The sequence below is a fragment of the Streptomyces sp. GL_148 genome, assembly GCF_057834205.1.
Genome location: NZ_CM174396.1, coordinates 4,533,543 through 4,559,404, shown reverse-complemented (window position 1 = coordinate 4,559,404; position 25,862 = coordinate 4,533,543). Strand labels below are relative to the sequence as shown.

22 protein-coding genes are annotated in these 25,862 nt (G+C 72.5%); 16 read left to right on the top strand and 6 right to left on the bottom strand.

What is annotated here, in order from left to right; all coding sequences use genetic code 11:
- Positions 1 to 233: 233 nt before the first annotated feature.
- Both AC3IYI_RS21015 and AC3IYI_RS21010 read left to right on the top strand, forming a co-directional pair.
- Positions 234 to 896, top strand: coding sequence for a response regulator (locus tag AC3IYI_RS21015; protein WP_266906697.1), 663 nt, complete (start codon positions 234 to 236; stop codon positions 894 to 896).
- A 337-nt stretch (positions 897 to 1,233) separates the two neighbouring features.
- Positions 1,234 to 1,650 (top strand): pyridoxamine 5'-phosphate oxidase family protein, encoded by a 417-nt coding sequence (locus tag AC3IYI_RS21010; protein ID WP_243330989.1) that lies wholly within the window; start codon positions 1,234 to 1,236, stop codon positions 1,648 to 1,650.
- 90 nt (positions 1,651 to 1,740) lie between these two features.
- Here AC3IYI_RS21010 and AC3IYI_RS21005 read toward each other — a convergent pair whose 3' ends face one another.
- A complete protein-coding gene (locus AC3IYI_RS21005; RefSeq protein ID WP_489405217.1) occupies positions 1,741 to 3,309 on the bottom strand; it encodes a protein kinase domain-containing protein in 1,569 nt (522 codons plus the stop codon).
- Positions 3,310 to 3,591: 282 nt separating this feature from the next.
- Here AC3IYI_RS21005 and AC3IYI_RS21000 point away from each other — a divergent pair, with 282 nt between their 5' ends.
- The 11 genes from AC3IYI_RS21000 (at position 3,592) to AC3IYI_RS20950 (ending at position 16,461) form a co-directional block, all read left to right on the top strand.
- Positions 3,592 to 5,298 carry a Stk1 family PASTA domain-containing Ser/Thr kinase gene (locus AC3IYI_RS21000; RefSeq protein WP_489405216.1) on the top strand — a complete coding sequence of 569 codons (1,707 nt, stop codon included), beginning with the start codon at positions 3,592 to 3,594 and terminating at the stop codon, positions 5,296 to 5,298.
- 124 nt (positions 5,299 to 5,422) lie between these two features.
- Positions 5,423 to 5,857, top strand: a complete 435-nt coding sequence (locus AC3IYI_RS20995) for a hypothetical protein (protein ID WP_489405215.1) — start codon at positions 5,423 to 5,425, stop codon at positions 5,855 to 5,857.
- Between the two features lie 66 nt (positions 5,858 to 5,923).
- Positions 5,924 to 6,487 (top strand): hypothetical protein, encoded by a 564-nt coding sequence (locus tag AC3IYI_RS20990; protein ID WP_489405214.1) that lies wholly within the window; start codon positions 5,924 to 5,926, stop codon positions 6,485 to 6,487.
- 153 nt (positions 6,488 to 6,640) lie between these two features.
- A complete protein-coding gene (locus AC3IYI_RS20985) occupies positions 6,641 to 7,321 on the top strand; it encodes a PadR family transcriptional regulator (protein ID WP_489405213.1) in 681 nt (226 codons plus the stop codon).
- 33 nt (positions 7,322 to 7,354) lie between these two features.
- The gene (locus AC3IYI_RS20980; protein ID WP_489405212.1) at positions 7,355 to 8,086 is read left to right on the top strand and encodes an ABC transporter ATP-binding protein; all 732 of its coding nucleotides are present in this window, start codon (positions 7,355 to 7,357) and stop codon (positions 8,084 to 8,086) included.
- The gene (locus tag AC3IYI_RS20975; protein WP_489405211.1) at positions 8,083 to 10,935 is read left to right on the top strand and encodes an ABC transporter permease; all 2,853 of its coding nucleotides are present in this window, start codon (positions 8,083 to 8,085) and stop codon (positions 10,933 to 10,935) included. The genes AC3IYI_RS20980 and AC3IYI_RS20975 overlap by 4 nt, the downstream gene beginning before the upstream one ends.
- Positions 10,936 to 11,054: 119 nt before the next feature.
- On the top strand, positions 11,055 to 11,594 hold the full coding sequence (locus tag AC3IYI_RS20970; RefSeq protein ID WP_243330999.1) for a bacterial proteasome activator family protein: 540 nt from the start codon (positions 11,055 to 11,057) through the stop codon (positions 11,592 to 11,594).
- Between the two features lie 513 nt (positions 11,595 to 12,107).
- Positions 12,108 to 13,007 carry an NTP transferase domain-containing protein gene (locus tag AC3IYI_RS20965; RefSeq protein ID WP_489405210.1) on the top strand — a complete coding sequence of 300 codons (900 nt, stop codon included), beginning with the start codon at positions 12,108 to 12,110 and terminating at the stop codon, positions 13,005 to 13,007.
- Positions 13,004 to 14,350: a molybdopterin molybdotransferase MoeA gene (locus AC3IYI_RS20960; RefSeq protein ID WP_489405209.1), complete on the top strand. Its 1,347-nt coding sequence runs from the start codon at positions 13,004 to 13,006 to the stop codon at positions 14,348 to 14,350. Before AC3IYI_RS20965 ends, AC3IYI_RS20960 begins: the two co-directional genes overlap by 4 nt.
- Positions 14,351 to 14,370: 20 nt before the next feature.
- Positions 14,371 to 15,438 carry a potassium channel family protein gene (locus AC3IYI_RS20955; RefSeq protein WP_489405208.1) on the top strand — a complete coding sequence of 356 codons (1,068 nt, stop codon included), beginning with the start codon at positions 14,371 to 14,373 and terminating at the stop codon, positions 15,436 to 15,438.
- A gap of 45 nt (positions 15,439 to 15,483) precedes the next feature.
- Positions 15,484 to 16,461, top strand: a complete 978-nt coding sequence (locus AC3IYI_RS20950; protein WP_489405207.1) for an NAD(P)H-quinone oxidoreductase — start codon at positions 15,484 to 15,486, stop codon at positions 16,459 to 16,461.
- Positions 16,462 to 16,798: 337 nt separating this feature from the next.
- Here AC3IYI_RS20950 and AC3IYI_RS20945 read toward each other — a convergent pair whose 3' ends face one another.
- Genes AC3IYI_RS20945 through pdhA form a run of 3 tightly spaced genes read right to left on the bottom strand, consistent with a single transcriptional unit; the run spans position 16,799 to position 20,306 of the window.
- The gene (locus tag AC3IYI_RS20945) at positions 16,799 to 18,145 is read right to left on the bottom strand and encodes a dihydrolipoamide acetyltransferase family protein (RefSeq protein WP_489405206.1); all 1,347 of its coding nucleotides are present in this window, start codon (positions 18,143 to 18,145) and stop codon (positions 16,799 to 16,801) included.
- Complete coding sequence (locus AC3IYI_RS20940) at positions 18,145 to 19,158, bottom strand: alpha-ketoacid dehydrogenase subunit beta (RefSeq protein ID WP_489405205.1); 1,014 nt, start codon at positions 19,156 to 19,158, stop codon at positions 18,145 to 18,147. Before AC3IYI_RS20940 ends, AC3IYI_RS20945 begins: the two co-directional genes overlap by 1 nt.
- Positions 19,155 to 20,306, bottom strand: a complete 1,152-nt coding sequence (pdhA, locus tag AC3IYI_RS20935) for a pyruvate dehydrogenase (acetyl-transferring) E1 component subunit alpha (protein ID WP_489405204.1) — start codon at positions 20,304 to 20,306, stop codon at positions 19,155 to 19,157. The genes AC3IYI_RS20940 and pdhA overlap by 4 nt, the downstream gene beginning before the upstream one ends.
- 178 nt (positions 20,307 to 20,484) lie before the next feature.
- On the opposite strand from pdhA, the gene AC3IYI_RS20930 reads away from it, so the two are divergent.
- Both AC3IYI_RS20930 and AC3IYI_RS20925 read left to right on the top strand, forming a co-directional pair.
- Positions 20,485 to 21,102, top strand: coding sequence for an Lrp/AsnC family transcriptional regulator (locus AC3IYI_RS20930; RefSeq protein ID WP_489405203.1), 618 nt, complete (start codon positions 20,485 to 20,487; stop codon positions 21,100 to 21,102).
- Between the two features lie 118 nt (positions 21,103 to 21,220).
- Positions 21,221 to 21,838: a DinB family protein gene (locus AC3IYI_RS20925; RefSeq protein WP_489405202.1), complete on the top strand. Its 618-nt coding sequence runs from the start codon at positions 21,221 to 21,223 to the stop codon at positions 21,836 to 21,838.
- Positions 21,839 to 21,880: 42 nt separating this feature from the next.
- Here the strand turns inward: AC3IYI_RS20925 and AC3IYI_RS20920 are convergent, their stop codons facing one another.
- Together AC3IYI_RS20920 and AC3IYI_RS20915 are read right to left on the bottom strand one after the other, a co-directional pair.
- On the bottom strand, positions 21,881 to 22,468 hold the full coding sequence (locus tag AC3IYI_RS20920) for a TetR/AcrR family transcriptional regulator (protein WP_489405201.1): 588 nt from the start codon (positions 22,466 to 22,468) through the stop codon (positions 21,881 to 21,883).
- Positions 22,465 to 24,021 carry a 3-hydroxyacyl-CoA dehydrogenase gene (locus AC3IYI_RS20915; RefSeq protein WP_489405200.1) on the bottom strand — a complete coding sequence of 519 codons (1,557 nt, stop codon included), beginning with the start codon at positions 24,019 to 24,021 and terminating at the stop codon, positions 22,465 to 22,467. Before AC3IYI_RS20915 ends, AC3IYI_RS20920 begins: the two co-directional genes overlap by 4 nt.
- 157 nt (positions 24,022 to 24,178) lie before the next feature.
- Between AC3IYI_RS20915 and paaN the strand changes: the two genes are divergently transcribed.
- Positions 24,179 to 25,861, top strand: coding sequence for a phenylacetic acid degradation protein PaaN (gene paaN, locus AC3IYI_RS20910; RefSeq protein ID WP_489405199.1), 1,683 nt, complete (start codon positions 24,179 to 24,181; stop codon positions 25,859 to 25,861).
- Position 25,862 lies beyond the last annotated feature (1 nt).

Genomic DNA, 25,862 nt, shown 5'->3' with positions numbered 1-25,862 from the left:
GGTCTGGGATTCAGGCGTGACAGGTGCCCCGGCGAGTGCCCTGCTCAATGCACGTTACCCAGTGCGTCGCATAACTGCGAAACCCCGTTTGACCTGCGATTTTGCTTGGATTTCCAAGTAAATCGGCGGAACCGGGAACAACCACTGGTCACAGCCTTGCAGGGGGCCGGAACAACGGCACGTTATCCCGCTCGTCCCCGGCAGGGAAGGGGTGAGTGTGTGAAACTGAGTTCGTGCGCGAAAACGGAAAAATCAAGGTATTCCTCCTGGACGACCACGAAGTGGTGCGTAGGGGTGTTCACGAGCTGTTGTCGATGGAATCGGACATCGAGGTCGTGGGTGAGGCCGGTACGGCCGCCGACGCGCTGGTCCGGATCCCCGCCACCCGCCCCGACGTGGCCGTTCTCGACGTCCGGCTGCCCGACGGCAGCGGCGTGGAGGTGTGCCGCGAGGTGCGCTCCCAGAACGAGGACATCAAGTGCCTGATGCTCACCTCGTTCGCCGATGACGAAGCGCTGTTCGACGCGATCATGGCCGGTGCCTCGGGCTACGTGCTCAAGGCGATCCGCGGGAACGAGCTGCTCAACGCGGTGCGTGACGTGGCGGCCGGCAAGTCCCTGCTGGACCCCGTCGCCACGGCCCGGGTGCTGGAGCGGCTGCGCGACGGCAAGAACGGCAAGGGCGACGACCGGCTCTCCAACCTCACCGAGCAGGAGCGCAAGATCCTCGACCTCATCGGCGAGGGCCTGACGAACCGCGTGATCGGCGAGCGGCTGCACCTGGCCGAGAAGACCATCAAGAACTACGTCTCCAGCCTGCTGTCCAAGCTCGGCATGGAGCGCCGGTCCCAGGCCGCGGCGTACGTGGCCCGCCTGCAGGCCGAGAAGGGCCGCTAGTGCTGTGACCGGAAAGGTTCACCGGGTCGCGACGCCCGGCACGGCACCTCGCCGCGTTGTCGGACCACGCCGGTACGTCCAGTACGAGGCGCGGTCCTCCGCCTTGCGATGCGTCCCCTCGGCCCTTCGGGCCTGGGGAGACCCCATGCACCGAACGCCGCGACCCGGCAAACCTTTCCGGCCACAGCACTAGCCTCCCCGCAATTCGCTACACAGCGTTACGCCCCGTGGTCGCACCATTCCACGGGGTGCGCTGTTTAATTCGGGACCAACGTCCCCGATGTGCGGGGCGGGCTCCTCTTTTCCGGCAGGGTGTCGGTACCGGACAGTGGATGACATGTCCCCAGAGGAACTCCACGCCATCGAACTGCTGCGCCGCGTGCCGTACGGCCGTGCCGCCACCAGCATGCGCGCGCTGCCCTTCCTCGCCGTCGCGCGCCACATCGTGGTGAACGGCAAGGTCGTCCTGAGAATGCACGCCGGTTTCGGCTACCACCAGGCCTGCAACGGCAGCGTGGTCTCGTACGGCGCCGACAACTTCAATTCCGGCGAGTCCCAGTTGTGGTCGGTGCAGTTCACCGGCACCGCGAACCTCGTCGAACCCACCACCGCCGAACTGGAACTGTTCGGCCCCGGTCCGCACTTCGTGGACGGCGCGGTCTTCGACCCCGTCTACATGCGCATCGAGCCGCACCTCGTCACCGTCCACACCCTCGCGGGCAATCTGGACCGGCAGTACCAGCACGCGCTCTGAGCAGGCCCCTTGGGACTTTGGTCCCATGAAGAACGGCCCGGCGGCCACCTCATCGAGAGGGACCGCCGGGCCGTTCTTCATCACTCAGGGCTACTCCCCGGGCTGCCCGGCCCCGTCGTCCACGGGCGGCTTCGTCGAGGGCGGCGGCGTCGTCGACTTCGACGTGCTCGGCGAGGGCGTCGGCGTCGGCGTGGGCGTCGGAGTGGGCGTCGGCGTCGGAGTCGGAGTGGGCGTCGGCGAGTACGAGTAGCTCGGCGACGGGGTCTTGCTCCGGCTCGGGGGCGGCGTGTAGGAGTACGAGCTCTCCGGCGCCGACTTGGACGTCGAGGTCTCCGGCGTCGAGGCCTCCGGCGTCGTACCGGCCGAGGAAGACACGGAGGACGCCGGCGGGGTCACGTTCGTGCCGGGGTCCTTCTTGTCGCCGAAGCCGTTGACCGCGTACGCCACGCCGCCCGCGACCGCCAGGACGGCGAGGACCGCGAACAGCCACAGCTTCCAGTTGCCGCCGCCGGAACGGTCGTCGTACCCGTCATAGCCGCCGGGCCCGTTGTACCCGCCGTTTCCGCCGTGGCCGTTACCGCCCCCGCCGGGGTAGGCGGAGCCGTCGTCCGGGTTCAGCGGCGGCACCATCGGCTGCTGGAACTGCGAGGTGTTGGAGTGCGAGCCGTACGGCGGCTGGCCCTGACCGGGCGTCGCCATCGCCGTGGTCTGCGCGGGGCCGCGGCCGTGCGGCAGCGCCATGGTGACCGGGCCGGTGTTCCAGGTGCCGGTGTTGGGCCCCTGGTCGTGCAGCATCTGCAGGGCGTACTGGACCAGCCCGCGCATCTCCTCGGCGCTCTGGAACCGGTCGTCCGGGTCCTTCGCGAGGGAGCGCATGACGAGCCCGTCGAGCTCCTGCGGGATGTTGCCGCCCTCCGGCAGCTGCGAGGGCGGGATCGGCGCGTCCTGCACGTGCTGGTAGACCACCGACAGCGGGGTCTCCCCGGTGAACGGGGGCCGCAGCGAGAGGAGTTCGTAGAGCAGGCAGCCCGTCGCGTACAGGTCGGAGCGGTGGTCCACGGCCTTGCCGAGGGCCTGTTCGGGCGAGAGGTACTGCGGCGTGCCCATGACCATGCCGGTCTGGGTCATCGTCGACTGCGCGCCGTGCAGGGCGCGCGCGATGCCGAAGTCCATCACCTTGACCGCGCCGGTGTCCGTGATGATCACGTTGGCGGGCTTGATGTCACGGTGCACGATGCCGTGCTGGTGCGAGTACGCCAGCGCTTCGAGCACGCCGGAGGTGATGATCAGCGCCTGCTCGGGGCCCGGGGCCTCGGCACTGATCAGCAGGTCGCGGATGGTGCGGCCCTCGACCAGTTCCATGACGATGTAGGGGACGACGTTCGGCCCGACACGGTCCTCGCCCGAGTCGTACACGGCGACCACGGCATGGTGGTTCAGGCCGGCGACCGACTGTGCTTCACGCGTGAAGCGGGCCTTGGACACCGGGTCCTCGGCCAGATCCGGGCGCAGCAGTTTGACGGCGACGGTCCGGCCCAGCCGGACGTCCTCCGCGGCGAAGACCTCGGCCATGCCGCCTCGGCCCAGACGGTGGGTCAGCCGGTAACGGCCGTCACCCACCAGGCCGCCCGCGCCCCAGTGCTCAGGACTTTCTGCCATCCCGGCGCCGCTCCCCTCGGGTTCGGGTGCCATCAGTCCTCACCGTCGTCTGTCTCGGCCGCCGCTCAGCGGTAGGTCCTCATCGTGTGCTCCGACGAACGCTACAGCCTCAGAACCGGTCACCGTTCGGACAAGCGCGCCTTGGACCGCCTGTGGACCCCCTGTGGCCTTGTGGTCACGGAACGGGAACCTGGCTTGACGTGTGCTTGCCCTCCGGCAGACTGAGGCCGACATGCGCTCAGCCAGAGGCGTAGGGACACATCCCGAGGGGAAGCAACAGTCATGAGCCAGGACGGCACTCAGGGCCAGTACGCGGGCGGCTCTCTGGCCGGTGGCCGTTACCAGCTACGGGACTTGCTCGGCGAGGGAGGCATGGCCTCCGTTTACCTCGCCTACGACTCGGCGCTCGACCGCCAGGTCGCCATCAAGACCCTGCACAGCGAGCTCGGGCGCGAGCAGTCCTTCCGCGAACGCTTCCGCCGCGAGGCTCAGGCTGTAGCGAAACTGTCGCACACCAACATCGTCTCGGTCTTCGACACCGGTGAGGGCGTCGTCTCCTTCGCGAACCCGTCGATGGCCGACGGCGCGGTCATGCCGTACATCGTCATGGAGTACGTCGAGGGGCAGCCACTCGGCTCCGTCCTGGACGGCGACATCAGGCAGTACGGGGCCATGCCGGCCGACAAGGCGCTGAAGGTGACGGCCGACGTGCTGGCGGCTCTGGAGAGCAGCCACGAGATGGGGCTGGTCCACCGCGACATCAAGCCGGGCAACGTCATGATGACGCGGCGCGGAGTGGTCAAGGTCATGGACTTCGGCATCGCGCGGGCCATGCAGTCGGGGGTCACCTCGATGACGCAGACCGGCATGGTCGTCGGCACCCCGCAGTACCTCTCCCCCGAGCAGGCGCTCGGGCGGGCCGTGGACGCCCGATCCGACCTGTACTCGGTGGGCATCATGCTCTTCGAGCTGCTGACCGGTCGGGTTCCCTTCGTCGCCGACTCGGCCCTGGGCATGGCGTACGCGCACGTGCAGGAGGAGCCGGTCGCGCCCTCCTCCATCAACCGCTCGGTCACCCCGGCGATGGACGCGCTGGTGGCGCGGGCCCTGAAGAAGAACCCGAACGAGCGTTTCCCCACCGCCGCCGCCATGCTCGACGAGGTCGCGCGGGTGGCGGGGTCCGGGCACACCGGGGCCCCGGTCATCGTCCCGGGCGCGCACCCGACGAACAGCGGAGCCGGGCTCGGCTCGGCCGTGTTCCCGCCGGTGGACTCCGCGCTGCAGGCCCCGCCGCACTCGGTGCAGCAGCCGTACCAGGCGCCGCACACCCCGATGCCGTCCGCGTACGCGCCGACGCCGCCGCCGGGGCCGCAGTCCGGGGCGTACGGGTACCCGCAGCAGCAGCCCCTGCACCAGCCGATGCACCAGCAGGCGCCGACCCCGGCGCCGTACTCGGCCGCGACGCCGCCGCCGTACGCGGTATCGCCGCAGGGCGGGCACAGCAGCCAGGGCGGGCACGGCGGTCAGAGCGGGGCCGGCGGGAAGAAGAAGAACACCCCGGTCGTGGTGGGGGCCGTCGTCGTGGCGCTGGTGGCCATCGGCGGGCTGATCGCCGCACTGGACCTGGGCGGAGACGACAAGGACAAGGCCGGGCCGACCAACCCGAGCGCCTCCACTTCGGCGTCCGGCCCGGCGAAGACCGGGCACAAGGGGCCGGACCTCTCGCGGACGATCGAAGAGTCCAAGTGCAAGGAGCCCCGGAAGGACTCCGACCCCACCAAGGTGGTGGCGCCGGACTTCCGGTACATCAACGAGGTCTCGGTGAAGGCGTGCATCCGGGCCGGCGGCTGGAAGTACGACCCGAAGCCCAAGGACGAGGCGGTCTACGGCGAGGGGACCATCGTGGAGCAGTACCCCGTCGAAGGCTCCGCGATCGACCCGAAGGACACCACCTTCACCCTGTTCATCTCGACCGGCGACCCGGAGTGATCCGGGAGTGATCCGGCGCTGAGAGGTGCGGTGCGCCACGGAGGAGTGAAGCGGGGTTCGCCCGCCGGGCGGCGGGTCTGATACATACGCGCAGGACACACCCGCCGCACCTCCGGGAGTCCTCTTGCACCACCCCGCGCGCCACCTCGTCCGCGTCCTCACCGCCACCGCCGCCGCACTGGCGGTGGGCGCGCTCTGCGTCGCGCCCGCTTCGGCGGCCGGCGCCTCGTCCAGCTGCGAGACCACCGGCGCCTACGGCAGCGCCGACTGGACCTGGCTGAACCGCTCCACCCTCATCCACATCAAGCTCACGTCCGTGGACACCGCGGACGACGCCCGCGTCGCGGGGGTCCACCTCTACACGCTGGACCACCAGGGCGGCTCGCACGAATGGCCCTGGCGCTTCAACAAGCGCGGGGCCGGCAAGAGCCAGACCTGGGAGACCACCCTCCAGGACAAGCGCGGGATCGACCGGGTCGGCGTAGAGGTCGCGGCGTTCAACGACGCCGGCTACCGGAGCCTGTGCGGGTCCGGATCCGTGAAGAATCCGACCTTCTGAGCGGGCCGGCATCCCGAACGGCCCGTACGGGATGCCGGTTTTGTCCGGTTGTGTAAATCTGAGTCCGTGACCTACGCCCGCGCGCTGCGCTGGACCGCCGGGGCAGCGTTGGCGACCGCCACGCTGCTGATCACGGCGCCCGCACACGCGGCGGCTTCCACGTCCGTCCCAGCCTCCGCTTCGGCCTCCGCCCGCGCCCTTCCGTTCGCCTCCGCTTACGTCTTCGCCCCTGGTTCCGTTGCCGCCGCCGCTTCCGTCGCCGCCGCCGCGCCCGCGGACGCGGACGCGGCCGACGCGGCGGAAGCGGCGGAAGCGGCGGACCGGGCCTTCGAGGATCTCGCCGGAAGTTCCGCCGGGGCCGGGCGGGAGCGGCCCGGGCGGCCGGTGGGCGAGCCCGCCAATCCCGAGACCGTGCTCGCCGCGCGCCCCGTCCCGGCGCATCCGCGCACCGAGCAGGTCCCGGCGGTTCCCGCGACCCCTTCCGAGGCCCCGGTGATCGGTGCGCTCGGCACCGAGCCGAACGAGCGGGCCGCCGATCTGGCCGCGCACATACTGCCGCTCGGAACGGGATTCGCCCTGATGGGACTGGGTCTCGGGTTCATGGGAATGCGGCTGCGCCGGGGCATGTAGCCCCGGCCCCGCCCCCGGCGTCCACCACCGCCTCACCCCCGGTCCCGCACCGGTCCCGCACCGGTCCCGCCCCCGATCCCGCCCCGGGTCCCCCTTGCGACGTAGGCCCCAGGATGGTTGCGGAGAGAGGCATACTCGGTATACATACTGAGTATGTCGATCCGCCACGGCCTTCTCGCCCTGCTGGAACGGGGCCCTCGGTACGGCTCCCAGCTGCGCACCGAATTCGAATCCCGCACCGGTTCCACCTGGCCGCTCAACGTCGGGCAGGTGTACACCACACTCGCCCGCCTGGAGCGCGACGGCCTCGTCGCCCCCGGCGGCGAGGACACGGCCGGGCACACCCTGTACGCCATCACCGAGACCGGGCGGGGCGAACTGCGCGAGTGGTACGAGCGTCCCGTCGACCGGGCCAACCCGCCCCGGGACGAGCTCGCGATCAAGCTCGCCATGGCCGTCGGCGCGCCCGGGGTGGACATCCGCGCCGTCATCCAGGCCCAGCGGCACGCCACCGTCCAGGCCATGCAGGACTACACACGGCTCAAGGCTCAGGCGCTCGCCGCCATCGAGAGCGGGCGCGGCAGCGAGCGCGACGACATCGCCTGGCTGCTGGTCCTGGAGCAACTGATCTTCCAGACCGAGGCCGAGGCCCGCTGGCTCGACCACTGCGAGTCCCGGCTCGTACGGCTGTCCGCGCGCGGGGAGCGCGCGCCGGCCGAGGCCGAACCGCCCGAGGGCACCACCGTCCCGACCACGCCCAAGCCCACGCCGACGACCACGCCCACGACCACCGACCGGTCTCTTTCCCGTACCGCCCGCACGCGGCGGGTCTGAACCACCGCTCCACGTCCCAGGGGGGAACCCTTCATGCCCGACCAGCCCGTATTGCAGCTGGACCAGCTCGTCCGCATCCACGGCAGCGGCGCCACCGAGGTGCACGCCCTGCGCGGGATCGACCTCTCCGTGTACCCCGGCGAACTCGTCGCCGTCATGGGCCCCTCCGGGTCCGGCAAGTCCACGCTGCTGACCCTCGCCGGCGGACTCGACACCCCGAGCAGCGGCAAGGTGATCGTCGAGGGCACCGACATCACCACCGCGAGCCGCAAGCAGCTGGCCGCCCTGCGCCGCCGCAGCATCGGGTACGTCTTCCAGGACTACAACCTGATCCCGGCGCTCACCGCGGCCGAGAACGTCGCCCTGCCGCTCGAACTCGACGGCGTCTCCGCCCGCAAGGCCCGCGTCTCCGCGCTCGCGGCCCTGGAGGAGATGAACCTCGGGCAGCTCGCCGACCGCTTCCCCGACGAGATGTCCGGCGGCCAGCAGCAGCGCGTGGCCATCGCCCGCGCCCTGGTCGGCGACCGCCGCCTCGTCCTCGCCGACGAGCCGACCGGCGCCCTGGACTCCGAGACCGGCGAATCCGTACTCGCCCTGCTGCGCGCGCGCTGCGACGCCGGCGCGGCCGGGATCCTGGTCACCCACGAGCCGCGCTTCGCCGCGTGGGCCGACCGCGTGGTCTTCCTGCGCGACGGCAGCGTCGTCGACGAGACCCTGCGCAGCCACGCCGACTCCCTGCTCTCCGGGCAGGCGGCCGCTCAGTGATCTCCTCGTACCACTCCTGGATCGCGGCGATCCGGATAGCCCGCCGCGACGCCTGGCGCTCCAAGGGCCGCAGCGCCCTCGTCCTGGCCATGATCGCCCTGCCGATCGTCGGCGTGAGCGCCGTCGACCTCACCGTGCGCAGCTCGGAGCTCTCCACCGAGCAGCGCATCGAGCGGGTGCTGGGCGCCGCCGACGCCAAGCTGACCCCGTCCCACATGAACGCGCCCCTCTACCAGAGCCCCGACGCGCAGAACTACGCCCCCGTCGGCGGCTACGACAAGTACAACCAGGGCTTGGACGGCCGGGACGAGCCCGCCACCGCGACGCCCGTGCTCCCGGCCGGAGCGCAGTCCGTCAAGGACAGCACGACCTACGCCAAGGTCCGCACCCGCTACGGGATCCTGGACGCCGAGCTCCGCGAGGTGGACCCGGCGAGCCCGCTGGTCAAGGGCCTGTGGACGCTGGAGCGCGGCCGACTGCCGCAGGCTCCCGGCGAGATCCTCGCCACCGGTCACTTCCTGGAGGAGTCCGGGTACTTCCTCGGCTCCAGCGTGACCCCGCGCGAGTCGACCACCTCGTACAAGATCGTCGGAATCTACGAGATGCCCGACTCCCTGAACAACGCACAGCTCCTGGCCCCGCCGGGAACCCTGTTCGCCCCCCTCGACCGGGACCGCAAGGCCGCCGGCGGCACGGGCCTCGACCCCCAGGACGAGTACCTGGTGAAGGTCGGCGGCGAAGGTTTCACGTGGAACATGGTCAAGGAGACCAACGCCAGGCAGCACCTCCTCGTCGAATCGCGCGTCGTGCTGCTCGACCCGCCGGCCGACTCCGAGGTGCCGCTCTACACCCAGCAGCCCAAGAACCTCTGGCAGCCGGGCGTCACCGTCGGAGCCACCGAACTCGCCATCGTCTCCACGGTCGTGGGCCTCGCCATGCTGGAGATCTGCCTGCTGGCCGGACCCGCCTTCGCGGTCGGCGCCCGGCGCTCGCGCCGCCAGCTCGGCCTGGTCGGCGCCAACGGCGGTGACCGGCGGCACATCCGGGCCATCGTGCTCTCCGGCGGCCTCGTCATCGGCGCCGCGGCGGCCGTCATCGGCACCGCCCTCGGCATCGCCCTCACCCTCGGGCTCCGCCCGGTGCTGGAGGACACGATCGGCCAGAGGTTCGGCAGCTTCGACGTCCGCCCGCTGGAGCTCCTCGGCATCGGCCTGCTAGCCGTCCTGACCGGCCTGCTGGCCGCGATCGTCCCCGCCGTCAACGCCTCCCGGCAGACCGTGCTGGCCTCCCTCACCGGCCGCCGCGGCGTGCGCCGGGCCAACCGGGTGCTGCCCGTCCTCGGCCTGATCGCCATCGCGGCCGGGGCCGCCATCGCCCTGTTCGGCTCCGTCTCCGAGATGGGCGTCACCGTCGTCGCCGGCGGCAGCGCCATCGCCGAGCTGGGCGTCGTCGCCCTCACCCCCACCCTGGTCGGCCTGTTCGGCCGGGCCGGCCGGTGGCTGCCGCTGTCGCCCCGCCTCGCGCTGCGCGACGCCGTCCGCAACCGGGGGCGCACGGCGCCGGCCGTGGCCGCCGTCCTGGCCGCCGTCGCCGGCACCGTCGCCGTGGCCACGTACCAGCACAGCAAGGAGCTCCAGGCGCGGCACGAGTACGTCGCCCAGCTCCCGTACGGCTCGGGTCTGATCGAGACCAACGAGTTCACGGCGTACCGGGACGTGCCCGCGATGCGCGAGAGCCTGACGAAGGAACTCCCGGTCGCCGTACGGGCCGACGTGGACCGGATCGCCGTCGGCAAGCCGGGCTGCTCCCCGTACGGGGACGACCCGGAGTGCGGGCAGGCCGCGATCGTCATCCCCAAGGAGCAGCGCTGCCCGCTCTACGGGGTCGCCGACTGGTCGACCGCGTTCTCCCCGGCCCGGCAGAAGGAGCTGCACGGGGACTGGCGGTGCCAGAACGACCGCTACGGCGCCCAGGCCTCCGTGGTCATCGCCGACGAGAAGCTGATGTCCGTACTGGCCGTGGGCGACCCGGGCGCCACGTCCGCGCTGAAGGCGGGAAAGGCCGTCTCCTTCAAGAAGCAGAACGTGCACGACGGCAAGGTCACCGTCCGGCTGATCAAGGGCCGCAACGAGCCCGCCCCCGGGTCCGCGCCCGATGAGCCGGGACCCGGCCAGGACAAGGTCTTCGCCGCGTACCAGGTCCCCGCATCGGTGACGGGCTACGGCCTGGAGCTGGTGCTGCCGCCCGCGGCCGCGAAGACCGCCGGCGTCCTGGGCGTCCCCTTCGGCTCGTACTTCACCCTCGACGGGGACGCGAGCTCCGAGCAGCGCCAGCGGCTCGAAGGGGCCCTCGACAAGCTGGGCCTGGACACGCACGTCCGGATCGAAAAGGGCTACGAGGGCGACGACAGCCTGGCCATGCTCGTCCTGACCATCTTCGCGGGCCTGGTCACCATCGGCGCGGCCGGCATCGCCACCGGCCTGGCCCAGGCGGACGCCGAGGGCGACCTGAAGACCCTGGCGGCGGTCGGCGCACCGCCGCGGGTGCGGCGCACGCTCAGCGGCTTCCAGTGCGGGGTGGTCGCCCTGATGGGCGTGCTCCTCGGCTCGGCGGCCGGGCTCCTGCCCGCGGTCGGGCTCCGGCTCACCGAACGGCGGGCCGCGGCCGACATGGTCCGGTCCGGCATCGAGAGCGGCTACGAGGCGGCCTCCGAGGCCATCCCCTACATCCCGATCGCGGTGCCCTGGACCACGCTGGGCGGGCTGCTGATCGTGGTCCCGGTGGGCGCGGCGCTGCTGGCGGCCCTGGTCACCCGCTCGAGCGGAGCACTGGCCCGCCGCGAGGTCTGACGCCTCCGGCGCCTGCTGCCGCCCCAGTTGGTGACCCAGTTGGTGCCCCCACACAGGGTGGATCACGCCCGTGCGGGGGCACACCGTGTGAATACGAAGGTGTGCGAGAGAATGACGGCATGGAGATGCCGAGGAGTGAACGGTCGCAGGACAGCCCCCCGCACGGCCTGATCGTGGGGCAGGACGGGATGCCGGTCGGCGGCGCCGATGACGAGTCGCGCGAGGTCCCGGTGACGGAGATGGTCGAACAGCCCGCCAAGGTCATGCGGATCGGCAGCATGATCAAGCAACTCCTGGAAGAGGTACGCGCCGCACCTCTGGACGAGGCCAGCCGGGTCCGTCTCAAGGACATTCACGCAGCGTCGGTGAAGGAGCTGGAGGACGGCCTGGCTCCCGAGCTGGTGGAGGAACTGGAGCGCCTTTCCCTTCCCTTCACCGAGGAGGCGATCCCCTCCGAGGCGGAACTGCGGATCGCCCAGGCGCAGTTGGTGGGCTGGCTGGAAGGCCTGTTCCACGGCATCCAGACGGCCCTGTTCGCGCAGCAGATGGCGGCGCGGGCCCAGCTGGAACAGATGCGCCGCGCCCTCCCGCCAGGCTCCTCCCACGAGGACGACGAGGACGGCCCCCACGGCGCCATCCGCTCGGGCCCGTACCTCTAACCCCCACCCCACCACCCACCCCTCCGGGGCCGCCCCCAACCCTCGGGCGGCCCCGCCCCCATGCGGTGCCCGTGCGGGGCCGTACGGAACCTGCGGGGCCGAGCGGAACCTGCGGCGCCGTAACCGGGGACCAGCCCCCGGACCCCCGCGCCTCAAACGCCGGCGAGGCTGGATCGGGCCCGCCGTCCGGCGCTCGTGGCCCGGCGTCCAGGTCTCTTCAGCCCGCCCGCGCCAATCCAGCCGTCCGGCGTTTGAGGACCGGGGTCTGGGGCGGAGCCCCAGGGGGTCCGGGCAAAGCCCGGCACCCCCCTCCAGCCCGTCCGGCGCTTGAGGACCGGGTCCGGGCAGCGCCCGGCTGGGGGTCCCCCCGGACGGAGTCCGGGGGATGGGCGAAGGGCGGGTAGGGGACTTCGCCCGCGCAGCGGAACACCGCAGTCGGCCCGCGGGCCACCGGGTTAAGAACCCGGTAAACGCCACAGCCCATCCGCCCCCAACCCCCCTCATACTCAGGGAATGACCTACGACGCCATCGTCCTGGCCGGCGGCGCCGCAAGCCGACTGGGCGGAGCCGACAAACCAGGCCTCCTGGTCGGCGGCCGCCCCCTCCTCGACCGCGTCCTGGACGCCTGCGCAGACGCCCGCACCACCGTCGTCGTAGCCGGCCGCAGGCCGACCGCCCGGCCCGTGCACTGGGCCCGGGAGGACCCCCCCGGCGGCGGCCCCCTCGCCGCGCTGGACGCCGGCCTGCGGCACACCACCGCCCCGCTGGTCCTCGTACTCTCCGCCGATCTGCCGTTCCTGGACCGGCAAACGGTCCGCTCCCTCCTCGATGCCCTCGACGCGCCCGAGCACAGCACCCGGGACGGAGCCCTGCTCCGGGACCCGGGCGGCCGCGACCAGCCCCTGGTCGCCGCGTACCGCGCCGAGCCCCTGCGCAGGGAAATCGCCCTGCTGGCCACCGAACACGGCTCCGTGAACGGCCTCCCCCTGCGCGCCCTCACCGCCGAACTCGACCTCACCCCGGTCACCACGGCTGCGCCACTCGCCTCCTTCGACTGCGACACCTGGGAGGATCTCGCCGCCGCCCGCGCCCGAATCAGAGAGCATGGAACCGTGCTGGAGCAATGGATCACCGCCGTCAAGAACGAGCTGGGCATCGACGTCGCCGTCGACACCGAGACCCTGCTCGACCTCGCCCGTGACGCCGCGCACGGCGTCGCCCGGCCCGCCGCCCCGCTGACGACCTTCCTCGTCGGCTACGCGGCCGCCCACGCCGAAGCCACCGGCGCCGACCCCGCGCAGGCCGTGGCCGAGGCCTCCCGCAAGGCCGCCGAGCTGGCCCTGCGCTGGGCCGCGGAAAGCGAGGCCACCGGCCCCGCGGCCACCGGCCCCGAAGCGACCGGCTCCGGATGACCGCCGACCCCGGCACCAGCAGCGACGCCGACCGCGCCCTCGACCAGGCCCTGGCGCTGGTCAGCCGCGACCCCCGTGCCGACGCCACCGGGGGCGGCGGCGGTGGCGGCGGTGGTGGCGGCGGCGGTGGCGGCCACCGCGCCTCGACCTGGCTCCGGGCCCGGGAGACCGCGACCCGCGCCGGTTCGGCCGTCCGCGGCCGCACCCACCGCGTCCCCCTGGCGGCCGCCCTCGGCGAGGTCCTGGCCGTGCCCCTCGACGCCCTGGGCGACCTGCCGTCCTTCGACACCTCCGCGATGGACGGCTGGGCCGTCGCCGGGCCCGGCCCCTGGACCATCCGCCCCGGCGAGGGCGCACTGGCCGGGAGCGAGCGCCCCGCGCCCCTCGCGGACGGCGAGGCCGTACGGATCGCCACCGGCGCCCGGATCCCCGCGGACACCACCGCCGTGATCCGCAGCGAGCACTCGCGCGAGGCCGGCACCCTGCTCTACGCCGAACGGCCCGTCGCCACCGGCCAGGACATCCGCCCGCGCGGCCAGGAGTGCCGCTCCGGCGACCTGTTGCTGCCCGCCGGGTCCCTCGTGACCCCGGCCGTCCTCGGCCTCGCCGCGGCCGCCGGGTACGACGAGCTCACCACCCGCCCCCGGCCGCGCGTGGAGATCCTGGTCCTCGGCGACGAACTGCTCACCGAGGGCCCCCCGCACGACGGCCTCATCCGTGACGCCCTGAGCCCGATGCTCGGCCCCTGGCTGACCCGGCTCGGCGCCGAGGTCATCGCCGTCCGGCGGCTCGGCGACGACCCGGCGGGCGCCGAAGCGCTGCTGGCAGCCGTCACCGGATCCACCGCCGACGTGGTCATCACCACCGGCGGCACCGCCTCCGGCCCCGTCGACCACGTCCACCCCGTGCTCGCCAAGGCAGGCGCCGACCTGCTCGTCGACGGGGTCGCCGTACGCCCCGGGCACCCGATGCTGCTGGCCCGCCTCGGCGAGCACCCCGACAGCCGCCACCTGGTGGGCCTGCCCGGCAACCCGCTGGCCGCCGTCTCCGGACTGCTCACCCTCGCCGAGCCGCTGCTGCGCGCCCTCGCCGGACGGCGTCCGCGCCCCCGGTACGTGGTGCCCGTGGAGGGCGACGTACCGGGCCACCCGCACGACACCCGGCTCGTACCGGTCCTGCTGACCGAGGACCACGCCGTACCGCTGCGCTACAACGGGCCGGCGATGCTGCGCGGCGTGGCCGCCGCGGACGCGCTGGCCGTCGTACCCCCGAACGGGGCGCGGTCCGGGCAGGAGTTGGAGATCCTCGATCTCCCGTGGGCCTCGGGGGGATGTTTCACGTGAAACTTCACGGATCCGATGCGATGGCACGCGGCGCCGACGAGAAGCTCGTCTCGCGGCGCATCAAACTGCCCAAGCGCATCGTCGAAAAGCCGCTCCGCCAGGTCTCCCGGCGCCTGCTGATGGCGCTGTTCGTGATGTTCCTGACGGTCCTGATCGTGTGGATCGACCGCGACGGCTACCACGACAACGCCAACGACAAGGTCGACTTCCTCGACTGCGTCTACTACGCGACCGTCACCCTGTCGACGACCGGCTACGGCGACATCGTCCCGTACAGCGACAGCGCGCGGCTGGTCAACATCCTGCTGATCACCCCGCTGCGCGTGCTGTTCCTGATCATCCTGGTCGGCACCACCCTGGAAGTCCTCACCGAACGCACCAGGGAAGAGTGGCGGCTCAGCCGCTGGAGGAAGAACTTGCGCGAGCACACGGTCGTCGTCGGCTTCGGCACGAAGGGCCGCTCCGCCCTCCAGACCCTGCTGGCCACCGGCCTCAGCAAGGAGCAGGTCGTCATCGTCGACCCGAGCGCCAAGGTGATCGACATCGCCAACTCGGAGGGGTTCACCGGGGTCGTCGGCGATGCCACGCGCTCCGACGTCCTGCTGCGGGCCGAGATCCAGAAGGCCCGTCAGATCGTCATCGCCACCCAGCGCGACGACACGGCGGTCCTGGTCACCCTGACCGCCCGCCAGCTCAACCGCGGCGCGAAGATCGTGGCGGCCGTCCGGGAAGAGGAGAACGCACCGCTGCTGAAGCAGTCGGGCGCGGACGCGGTCATCACCAGCGCGAGCGCGGCGGGCCGGCTGCTCGGGCTCTCGGTGCTCAGCCCCAGCGCGGGCACCGTGATGGAAGACCTCATCCAGCAGGGCAGCGGACTCGATCTGATCGAGCGTCCGGTGAACCGCTCGGAGGTCGGCAAATCGGTCCGGGACACCGACGACCTGGTCGTCAGCGTCCTGCGCGGCCACCGGCTGCTCCCGTACGACGATCCGCACGCGAGCCCCCTGCAGCTGACGGACCGTGTGATCACCATCGTCCGCGCGATCCCGCCGAGTTCGCCGCCGGTGGTACTGGGCTCGGCGGACTAGCCGGGTCCCGTGCCGGAGGTACCGCCCGGACTGTAGCCTCCGGCCATGCATGCGATCACCATCGAAAAGCCCGGCGGCCCCGAGGCCCTGGTGTGGGCCGAAGCACCCGACCCGGTGGCCGGCGACGGCGAGGTCATCGTCGACGTGGCGGCGAGCGCCGTGAACCGCGCCGACGTCCTGCAGCGGCAGGGTTTCTACAACCCTCCGCCCGGGGCCTCCCCCCACCCCGGCCTGGAGTGCTCCGGGCGGATCTCCGCGATCGGGCCCGGGGTGTCCGGCTGGTCGGTCGGCGACGAGGTGTGCGCGCTGCTCTCCGGCGGCGGGTACGCGCAGCGGGTGGCCGTACCGGCGGGCCAACTGCTCCCGGTACCGGCGGGCGTGGACCTGGTAACGGCGGCGGCCCTGCCGGAGGTCGTCTCCACGGTCTGGTCGAACGTGTTCATGGTGGCCGGCCTGCGCCCGGGCGAGACCCTGCTGGTGCACGGCGGATCGAGCGGCATCGGGACGATGGCGATCCAGCTCGCGAAGGCCGTGGGCGCACGGGTCGCGGTCACCGCGGGCGGCAAGGAGAAGCTGGCGCGCTGCGCCGAGCTGGGCGCCGACATCCTGATCGACTACCGCGAGCAGGACTTCGTGGAAGAGCTCCGGGCGGCCACGGACGGCGCCGGGGCGGACGTGATCCTGGACATCATGGGCGCGAAGTACCTGACCCGGAACGTGGACGCGCTGGCCGTGAACGGCCGCCTCGCGATCATCGGACTCCAGGGCGGGGTCAAGGCGGAGCTGAACCTGGCCGCCCTGCTGGCGAAGCGGGCGGCGATCACCGCCACCACGCTCCGGGCACGGCCCCTGGAGGAGAAGGCCGCGATCATCGCGGCCGTACGGGAACACGTGTGGCCCCTGGTCGCCACGGGCCGCATCCACCCGGTGGTCCACGCGACGTACCCCATGAGCGAGGCGTCCGAGGCCCACCGCGTCATGGAGTCGAGCACCCACGTGGGCAAACTACTCCTGACCACCTGATCCCAATTCCAGCCTCGGGGCGCTACATCCAGCCCCGCCGGCACCACATCCAGCCTCACGGGCGCCGATCCAGCCCCGCGGGCGCCACATCCAGGCTCACGGGCGCTAAATCCAGCCTCGCCGGCGTTTGAGGCGCGGGGTCTGGGGCGGAGCCCCAGGGGGTACCGGGCACAGCCCGGTACCCCCTTCCAGCCCGTCCGGCGTTTGAGGACCGGGTCCGGGCAGCGCCCGGCTGGGGGTCCCCCCGGACGGAGTCTGGGGGATGGGCGAAGGGCGGGTAGGGGGCTCCGCCCCGCAGGGCAGACCACCCACACCCGCCCCCGCCCCACCCGCGGAGCTACACGCTGCGCAGCAGCACCGAAGGCGACTCGACGCAGTCGGCGACGTACCGCAGGAACCCACCCGCGGTCCCGCCATCACACACCCGGTGATCGAAGGTCAGCGACAGCTGGACGACCTGCCGAACCGCCAGCTCCCCCCGATGCACCCACGGCTTCGGGATGATCCGACCCACACCGAGCATCGCCGCCTCGGGGTGGTTGATGATCGGCGTGGAGCCGTCGACCCCGAACACCCCGTAGTTGTTCAGGGTGAAGGTGCCGCCGGTGAGGTCGGCCGGCGCCAGCTTGCCCGCCCGGGCCAGCTCCGTGAGCCGGGCGAACTCGGCCGACAGCGACTCCGCGCTCCGCGCCTGCGCGTCCCGGACCACCGGGACCATCAGCCCCCGCTCCGTCTGCGCGGCGAAGCCCAGGTGCACGGCCGGGAGCCGGACGATCTCGTTCGCCGCCAGATCCACCGTGGAGTTGAGCTCCGGGTGGCGGGCCAGGGCCGCCGTGCAGATCCGGGCGAGCAGCGCGAGCACCGAGATCTTGGGGCCGCCCGCGGCGTTCATCGCGGCCCGGGCCGCCATCAGCTCGGTGGCGTCCGCGTCGACCCAGCAGGTGGCGTCCGGGATCTCGCGCCGGCTGCGCGACAGCTTGTCCGCGACCGCGCCCCGCACACCCTTGAGCGGCACACGGTCACCCTGAGCCGCCCGCGCGGCCGGAGCGGCCGGAGCCGCCACCGGAACCGCGGCAGCCGGCACCGCACGCAGGGCCGCCAACGCCGCCTCGACGTCCGCCCGCAGGATCAGCCCGTCCGGCCCCGACCCCGACAGCCCGCGCAGGTCGACCCCGCCGTCCCGCGCCAGCTTCCGCACGAGCGGCGAGATCACCGGCACGGGCCCGCCCGGAACCACCGGCACGACCGGAACCACCGGAGCCACCGGAACCACCGGCACAGCCGGAGCCCCCGACGCCGACACCGCGGCGGTGACGGGTCGCACCCGTCGCCGACGCGCCGGGCGCGAGTGGTCCGAGCCGTAACCGATCAAGGGCCGGGGCGCGTTCGCGGAGTCCGCGGCCCCCTCGGGGGCGACGGCATCGGCCGGCCCGCACTCCACACCCACCGCCACCGTGATCAGCGGGGCGCCGACGGGCAGTTCGGTCCCCTCCTCGCCGAAGCGGGCGGTGACCACGCCCCCGTACGGGCAGGGCACCTCCACCATCGCCTTGGCCGTCTCGACCTCGACGACGGGCTGGTCGATGGCGACGACGTCACCGACGGCCACCAGCCAGCGGACGATCTCCGCCTCGGTGAGCCCTTCTCCCAGGTCCGGCAGCTTGAACTCCATGACCTGCGGCATCAGTTCTCCCACTGCAGACGGGCCACGGTGTCCAGGATCCGGTCCACGCCGGGCAGGTGGTGCTTCTCCAGCATCGGCGGCGGATACGGGATGTCGAAGCCGGTGACGCGCAGCACGGGCGCCTCCAGGTGGTGGAAACACCGCTCCGTGACCCGGGCGGCGATCTCCGCGCCCGGTCCGCCGAAGCCGCCGGACTCGTGGACCACCACCGCGCGCCCGGTCCGGCGTACGGAGGCCACGACGGTCTCCTCGTCGAAGGGGACCAGCGACCGCAGGTCCACGACCTCCAGGTCCCAGCCCTCCTCGCGGGCCGCCTCGGCCGCCTCCAGGCACACCGGCAGGGAGGGCCCGTAGGTGATCAGCGTCGCGCTGGTGCCGGTCCGCCGGACGAGCGCCGTGCCGATCCCGGGGACCGCCGCGGGCGCCTCGGGCGACCAGTCGGCCTTGGACCAGTACAGCCGCTTCGGCTCCAGGAAGATCACCGGGTCGTCGCTGGCTATCGAGGCGCGCAGCAGCCCGTAGGCGTCCTCGACGGTCGCCGGGGTCACCACGTGCAGGCCGGGCGTGGCCACGTAGTACGCCTCGGAGGAGTCGCAGTGGTGCTCCACCCCGCCGATCCCGCCGCCGTACGGCACCCGGATGGTGATCGGCAGCGGCATCGCGCCCCGCGTGCGGTTGCGCATCTTCGCCACGTGCGAGATCAGCTGCTCGAAGGCCGGGTACGCGAAGGCGTCGAACTGCATCTCCACGACCGGCCGCAGCCCGTACATGGCCATGCCGACGGCCGCACCGAGGATTCCCGCCTCGGCGAGCGGGGTGTCCGTACAGCGGTCCTCGCCGAACTCCTTCGCGAGGCCGTCCGTGATGCGGAAGACCCCGCCGAGCGCCCCGACGTCCTCGCCCATGACGTGGACGGTCGGGTCCTCGGCCATCGCGTCGCGCATGGCCCGGTTCAGGGCCTGGGCCATGGTCGCCGGCTTCGTGGTCGCAGGCTTCACCGCCACCGTGGTCATGATCCGTCCCCCTCTTCCTGCTCGGCCGCGTCCAGCTCGGCACGGAGCATGGCCGCCTGTTCGCGCAGCCGGCCGGTCTGCTCCGCGTAGACGTGTTCGAAGAGGTCCATCGGGTCGAGCACGGGCTCCGCGTTCATCCCGTCGCGGAGCGCCGCCGCCATCTCCTCGGCCGCGTCCTTGGCGGCCTTGATGCCCGCCTCGTCCAGCAGTCCGCGCGCGGTCAGCTCGCGCTCCAGCAGCTCGATGGGGTCGTGCGCCTTCCAGGCCTCGACCTCGGCGTCGCCCCGGTAGCGGGTCGCGTCGTCGGCGTTCGTGTGGGCCTCGATCCGGTACGTGACGGCCTCGATCATGGTCGGTCCACCGCCGGACCGGGCCCGCCGGACCGCCTCGGACAGCACCTCGTGCATGGCGGCGATGTCGTTGCCGTCGACGAGGCGGCCAGGCATCCCGTACCCCACGGCCTTGTGGGCCAGGGTCGGGGCGGCGGTCTGCTTGGCCAGCGGGACGGAGATCGCGAAGCCGTTGTTCTGCACGAGGAAGACGACCGGCGCCTGCCAGACGGCGGCGAAGTTCATGGCCTCGTGGAAATCGCCCTCGCTGGTGCCGCCGTCGCCGACCATGGCGAGGGCGACCACGTCGTCACCGCGCAGCCGGGCGGCGTGCGCCAGGCCGACCGCGTGCGGCAGCTGGGTGGCGAGGGGAGTCGAGAGCGGGGCTATCCGGTGCTCGCGCGGGTCGTACCCGGTGTGCCAGTCGCCGCGCAGCAGCGTCAGGGCCTGTACGGGATCCAGTCCGCGCGCCACGGCCGCGAGGGTGTCGCGGTAGCTCGGGAAGAGCCAGTCCTGCTCCTCCAGGACCATCGCGGCGGCGATCTCGCACGCCTCCTGGCCGACGGTGGAGGGGTATACGGCCAGACGGCCCTGCTTGGTGAGGGCGGTGGCCTGGGCGTTGTAGCGGCGGCCGCGCACCAGCTCGGCGTAGCACCGGCGCATCAGCTCGGGGTCGAGCCGGTCGGCGGCCGGGGTGCCCAGCACCCGGTACGGCTCGGGGTCCGGGAGCAGCGGGGCGGCATCCGTACGGGGCCTCCAGGCGGGCGGCGGGGTGGAGCGGTGGGACGCACCGGCACCGGGCAGCTCTTGGACCGTCATGGCGGCGTACACCTCCTCGTGGGAAGCGGGCAGGGAGTACCCCGGGTGTGAGGCCCCTCACCTACCGATTGTTCGGTTGTCCGGGCAATTTGGCTACAGGCGGCGCCAGGCTGTGGACAAAGTGGCGTCGACGCCCTGGTATGGATGCAGGACGTCCAGGAGAGGCAGGCATCGGGCGATGACGGATGAACAAATGGCCGGAGCCGGTTCGGCGGCAGGTTCGGCGGCGGGGTCGGCGACGGGTTCCGGAGCAGGGGGGGCACTCGGGGGCGCACCCGTACCGCCGGTAGCCCCCGGGCCGCCGGCGCCGCCGGCGCCGCCCCGCCCGCTGGACCCGATCGACCGGTCGATCGTGCGGCTGCTCCAGGCGGACGGCCGCGCCTCGATACGCTCCGTCGCCGAGCAGGTCCACGTGTCCCGGGCCAATGCCTACGCCCGGATCAACCGGCTCATCGACGACGGGGTGATCCGCGGCTTCACCGCCCGCGTCAACCACGAACGCGCAGGGCAGGGCGCCTCCGCCTACATCACCCTGAAGATCGTCCAGAACTCCTGGCGCACGGTCCGCGAACAGCTCCGCGAACTCCCCGGCGCCGCCCACATCGCCCTGGTCAGCGGCGATTTCGACGTCCTGCTCCTGGTCCACACCCCGGACAACCGCACCCTGCGCGAGCTGGTCCTGACCCGCCTCCAGTCCATCCCGGAGGTCCTCTCCACGCGCACCCTGCTGGTCTTCGAGGAAACGGATCTGCTGGCCCGCGACCAGAGCGCCGGCCCCACGATCACCGAGGACTGAAGTCCGGGCGGCCCGCACCTGAAACCGGGGAGCGCCGCGGTGGCCGCCCATGGCAGCCTGACACGTCACCGCGATGCGCCCCCCTGCGGGGCGAACCGTCCACCACCGGAGAGCACCCGTGATCCCACCCCGCCTGGTCCCCCTGCTCGACCAGTTCGACTTCGCCCGCGAACGCCTCACGGCCCGGATGGCGGGGCCCGTCATGGACAGCGGGGACGGTTCGGACACCGAGGTCGGCCCGATGACCGACGAGGAGTACTTCTGGGAGCCGGTGGCGGACTGCTGGTCCGTGCGCACCCGCGCGGCCGGACCCGGGCCGCGCGCGACCCTGCTGGCGGGCGCGGGCCCCTGGGGGCGCGACGCCGCGGCCTACCCGCACCCCTGGCCGCCGCCGGTCACCACGATCGCGTGGCGGCTCAGCCACCTCGGCGAGATGATCGCCCTGCGCGCCGACCACGTGGCCGGCAGCCGCTCGCTGACCCGGGACGTCCACCCGGTGCCGGGCGGCGCCGTGGAGGCGGTCGCCGCCTTCGACGCGGCCGCCGCGGCCTGGCGCACGGCACTGCTCACCGTGGACGACGGCGCGCTGGACACGATCGGGTACTCCAGTTATCCCCACGGCAGCGATCCGGAGGACGCCTTCGTCGACGTCGTGTGGTGGGTCAACCAGGAGCTGCTGCATCACGGGGCCGAGATCGCCCTGCTCCGCGACCTGTACCGGGGGCGCCCGCGCTGACCCGCACCCCTGACCCGCACCCCTGATCCGCCCCGCGGGCCCTCAGCGCTGCGTGCGCAGGCCGTCCAGGGCCATGCTGACCACGGCGTCCGCGAGCTGGTCGGGGGTCGTGCCCGGGTGCGGGCGGTACCACTCGACCAGGGAGTTGACCATGCCGAAGAGCAGGCGGGTGGCCAGCCGGATGTCCACGTCCGCGCGCAGGTCGCCCTCGGCGGCGGCGGCCTTCAGCAGCTCCGCGACCTGGTGGTCGAACTCGCGGCGGCGCTCCAGGGCCCAGCGCTCGGTGCGGGTGTTGCCCCGGACCCGCAGCAGCAGGGTCACGTAGGGGAGCTCGGCGACGAGGACCTCGACCGTGCGGCGCGTGACGTACTCGACGCGTTCGACCGCGCGGCCGCGTATCGCCCCCGGCTCCGCCAGGACCGTGAAGAGCTCGTCCAGGGCCCGGCTGACGGCGCGGTGGAGCAGTTCCTCCTTGCCGGCGACGTGGTGGTAGATCGAGGACTTCGAGATGCCGGCCGCCTTGGAGAGGTGCTCCATCGACGTGCCGTCGTAGCCGCGCTCGTTGAAGACCTGGACGGCGACGGACAGGAGCGTCTCGGGCGTGTACGTGTCCCGCTTGGCCGTGGTCATTCCGTCTCCCCCGCCTCGTCGTCGTCCGCGCCCTCGTCGTCCGTGCCCTCGTCCTCGCCCTCGCCCGCCGCGTAGCCCAGCTTGTACAGCGCCAGCGACGGCGCGTACCGGCCGCCGGGGCAGCGCTCGTCGAGGTGGTGCAGCAGGTCGTACGCCCAGTCGCGGCCGAGCCGGTCGTGCCATTCGGCGGGGCCCGCCGGGTAGTTGACCCCGAGCCGCATCGCCGTGTCGATGTCCTGCGCGCCCGCCACCCCGCGCGCGACGGCGTCGGCGGTGAGGTCGATCAGCATCGCGACCGTCCGGGCGACGATCATGCCCGGGACGTCGCCGATGACGGAGACCTTCTTGCCGAGCTTCTGGAACAGTCCGACGGCCTCGGCGAGCGTCCGCTCGCTGGTGTCCTCGCTGACGGAGAGCGCGATCCGGGTGGCACCGTGGTAGTCGAAGGCGAGGTCGAAGTAGACGACGTCGGCGAACTCGATCGCCGTCTTGCCGTCGGCGAGCACGAGCTGCCCCTCGCCGGGGAGCTGGATGTACGGGCCCCCGTGCTCGACGGCCGTGACCTCGATCCCGGCCTCCTCCAGGAGGTCGAGGAGGCCGGCGGCCGGTCCGAGGTCGCCGACGACGGTCACCTTCGCGGGCGCGTCCTCGGGGCCGGCGGTGTGCGGGGCCGGGGCCTTCGCGTCCGGGCCGTAGGGGTACCAGCCGTGGCCCGACTTGCGGCCGAGGCGACCCGACTGGACGAGGCGGCGCTGCGCCAGGGAAGGGGTGAACTTGGGACTGCGGAAGAAGGACTCCCACACCGAGCGGGTGACGGCCTCGTTGACGTCCTGGCCGATCAGGTCGGTCAGCGCGAAGGGGCCCATCTTGAAGCCGCCGCTCTCGCGGAGCACGGCGTCGATGGTCGCCGGGTCGGCGCCCTGCTCCTCGTACACCGCGAAGGCCTCGGCGTAGAAGGGCCGGGCGATCCGGTTGACGATGAAGCCCGGGGTGTCGGCGCAGCGCACCGGCGTCTTCCCCCAGCCCAGGACGGTGGCGTACGCGCGGCTCGCGGCGGCCGGGTCCGTCGCGAACCCGGAGACCACCTCGACCAGCGGGAGCAGCGGGGCCGGGTTGAAGAAGTGCAGGCCCAGGAAGCGGCCGGGGTGCACGAGTCCGGCGGCGAGCTCGGTGACCGAGAGGGAGGAGGTGTTGGTGGCCAGCAGCGCCTCCGGTGAAACCACCTCTTCGAGCGCCGCGAACAGTGCCCGCTTGACGGTGACGTCCTCGACGACCGCCTCCACCACGAGGGCCGCGCCGGCCAGCTCCGCCAGCGCGGCCGCCGATGCGATCCGGCCGATCGCGTCCTCGGCCTCGGCGCGGTCCAGCCGGCCCTTGGCGGCCATCCGCTCGACGCGGTCCTGGACGAATCCGACCGCGTCGGCGGCGAGCGGGGCGTTGATGTCGTAGATCAGCACGCGGTGACCTGCGAGAAGGGCGACTTGGGCGATGCCCTGCCCCATGGTGCCGGCGCCGACGACCGCCACTGTGCGGGACCGCTCGATTGCTGTCATGCCCAGATCCTCCCGCACCGACTTGTCCACAGGTCTGCCGGGCCCTCTTGTCCCGACCGATCGTTCGGTTACTCTAACTCCAGTCTGCTCTTGTTCATCCCTTCTTGCCTGCCCCGATCGCCTGATCCCGCCCGGCTCAAAGAGGAGTTGGTCCCTGATGGCCGCCGAGCTCACCGTCCCCCAGCTGTCCGCCAAGCACCGGCCCACCCTGGACCAGGCGCTGGCCACGATCCGCAGCCGCGCCTACTGGTCCCCGCACCCCGAGCACCCCAAGGCGTACGGGGAGACCGCGCCGGCCGACGGCCTGGCCGCCTTCGAGGCGCTGCGCGGCACCCGGCTCGACCTCGGGCAGCCCGGCACCGACGGCTGGACGGGCTCGGAGACCTCCCCCTACGGCCTGGAGCTCGGCGTCGAGTACCCGCACGTGGACCCGGAGGTGCTGCTGCCCGCGATGCGGGCCGGCATGGGCGCCTGGCGGGACGCGGGACCCGAGGCGCGCGCCCTGGTCTGCATCGAGATCCTGGCCCGGATCTCGGCGCGGACGCACGAGTTCGCGCACGCCGTCATGCACACCAGCGGCCAGGCCTTCATGATGGCGTTCCAGGCGGGCGGCCCGCACGCACAGGACCGCGGCCTGGAAGCCGTGGCCTACGCCTACGAGGAGCAGACCCGCGTCCCCGGGCAGGCCGACTGGTCGAAGCCGCAGGGCAAGAAGGACCCCCTCGAACTGGGCAAGACCTTCACGGCCGTCCCGCGCGGCATCTCCCTGATGATCGGCTGCAATACCTTCCCCACCTGGAACGGCTACCCGGGCATCTTCGCCTCCCTGGCCACGGGCAACCCCGTGCTGGTCAAGCCGCACCCGCGCGCCGTGCTCCCGCTGGCGCTGACCGTCCAGGTGGCCCGCGAGGTCCTCGGCGACGCCGGCTTCGACCCGAACCTGGTCGCGCTGGCCGTGGAGCGCCCGGGCGAGGGCATCGCCAAGGAGCTCGCCGTCCGCCCCGAGATCAAGGTCATCGACTACACCGGGTCCACCGAGTTCGGCGACTGGCTGGAGGCCAACGCCCGCCAGGCGCAGGTCTACACGGAGAAGGCCGGCGTCAACACCGTCGTCCTGGACTCCACCGACAACTACAAGGGGATGCTGTCCAACCTGGCGTTCTCCCTCTCCCTCTACAGCGGCCAGATGTGCACCACCCCGCAGAACCTGCTGATCCCGCGCGACGGCATCGAGACCGACGCCGGGCACAAGTCCTACGACGAGGTCGTCTCCGACCTCGCGGGCGCGGTCGGCGGCCTGCTCGGCGACGACGTGCGGGCCAACGCCCTGCTCGGCGCGCTGGTCAACCCGGACGTCAAGGCCCGCCTGGAGGCCGCGGCCGGGCTCGGCGAGGTCGCGCTGGCCTCGCGCGAGGTGACGAACCCGGAGTTCCCGGGCGCGGTCGTGCGCACCCCGGTGATGGTCAAGCTGGACTCGGCCAAGCCGGACGACTCCGCCCCCTACCTCTCCGAGTGCTTCGGCCCGGTCTCCTTCGCGGTGGCGGTCGACTCCACGGCGGACGCCCTCGAACTGCTGCGGCGCACCGTCCGTGAGAAGGGCGCCATGACGGTCGGGGCGTACACCACGTCCGCGGACACCGAGCGGGCCATCGAGGAGGTCTGCCTGGAGGAGTCGGCGCAGCTCTCGCTGAACCTGACGGGCGGGGTCTATGTGAACCAGACCGCGGCCTTCTCCGACTTCCACGGCTCCGGAGGCAACCCGGCGGCGAACGCCGCGCTGTGCGACGGGGCGTTCGTGTCGAACCGCTTCCGCGTGGTGGAGGTCCGCCGCCAGGGCTGAC

Bases quoted from the DNA above. Each gene is read 5' to 3' on its own strand.
- paaN (WP_489405199.1), top strand. From the start codon at position 24,179: ATGGCCGCCGAGCTCACCGTCCCCCAGCTGTCCGCCAAGCACCGGCCC.
- AC3IYI_RS20930 (WP_489405203.1), top strand. From the start codon at position 20,485: ATGACGGATGAACAAATGGCCGGAGCCGGTTCGGCGGCAGGTTCGGCG.
- AC3IYI_RS20985 (WP_489405213.1), top strand. From the start codon at position 6,641: ATGTCGATCCGCCACGGCCTTCTCGCCCTGCTGGAACGGGGCCCTCGG.
- AC3IYI_RS20920 (WP_489405201.1), bottom strand. From the start codon at position 22,468: ATGACCACGGCCAAGCGGGACACGTACACGCCCGAGACGCTCCTGTCC.
- AC3IYI_RS21000 (WP_489405216.1), top strand. From the start codon at position 3,592: ATGAGCCAGGACGGCACTCAGGGCCAGTACGCGGGCGGCTCTCTGGCC.
- AC3IYI_RS20940 (WP_489405205.1), bottom strand. From the start codon at position 19,158: ATGACCACGGTGGCGGTGAAGCCTGCGACCACGAAGCCGGCGACCATG.
- AC3IYI_RS20960 (WP_489405209.1), top strand. From the start codon at position 13,004: ATGACCGCCGACCCCGGCACCAGCAGCGACGCCGACCGCGCCCTCGAC.
- AC3IYI_RS20950 (WP_489405207.1), top strand. From the start codon at position 15,484: ATGCATGCGATCACCATCGAAAAGCCCGGCGGCCCCGAGGCCCTGGTG.
- AC3IYI_RS20955 (WP_489405208.1), top strand. From the start codon at position 14,371: ATGGCACGCGGCGCCGACGAGAAGCTCGTCTCGCGGCGCATCAAACTG.
- AC3IYI_RS20980 (WP_489405212.1), top strand. From the start codon at position 7,355: ATGCCCGACCAGCCCGTATTGCAGCTGGACCAGCTCGTCCGCATCCAC.
- AC3IYI_RS20945 (WP_489405206.1), bottom strand. From the start codon at position 18,145: ATGCCGCAGGTCATGGAGTTCAAGCTGCCGGACCTGGGAGAAGGGCTC.
- pdhA (WP_489405204.1), bottom strand. From the start codon at position 20,306: ATGACGGTCCAAGAGCTGCCCGGTGCCGGTGCGTCCCACCGCTCCACC.
- AC3IYI_RS21010 (WP_243330989.1), top strand. From the start codon at position 1,234: ATGTCCCCAGAGGAACTCCACGCCATCGAACTGCTGCGCCGCGTGCCG.
- AC3IYI_RS20965 (WP_489405210.1), top strand. From the start codon at position 12,108: ATGACCTACGACGCCATCGTCCTGGCCGGCGGCGCCGCAAGCCGACTG.
- AC3IYI_RS21005 (WP_489405217.1), bottom strand. From the start codon at position 3,309: ATGGCAGAAAGTCCTGAGCACTGGGGCGCGGGCGGCCTGGTGGGTGAC.
- AC3IYI_RS20915 (WP_489405200.1), bottom strand. From the start codon at position 24,021: ATGACAGCAATCGAGCGGTCCCGCACAGTGGCGGTCGTCGGCGCCGGC.
- AC3IYI_RS20970 (WP_243330999.1), top strand. From the start codon at position 11,055: ATGGAGATGCCGAGGAGTGAACGGTCGCAGGACAGCCCCCCGCACGGC.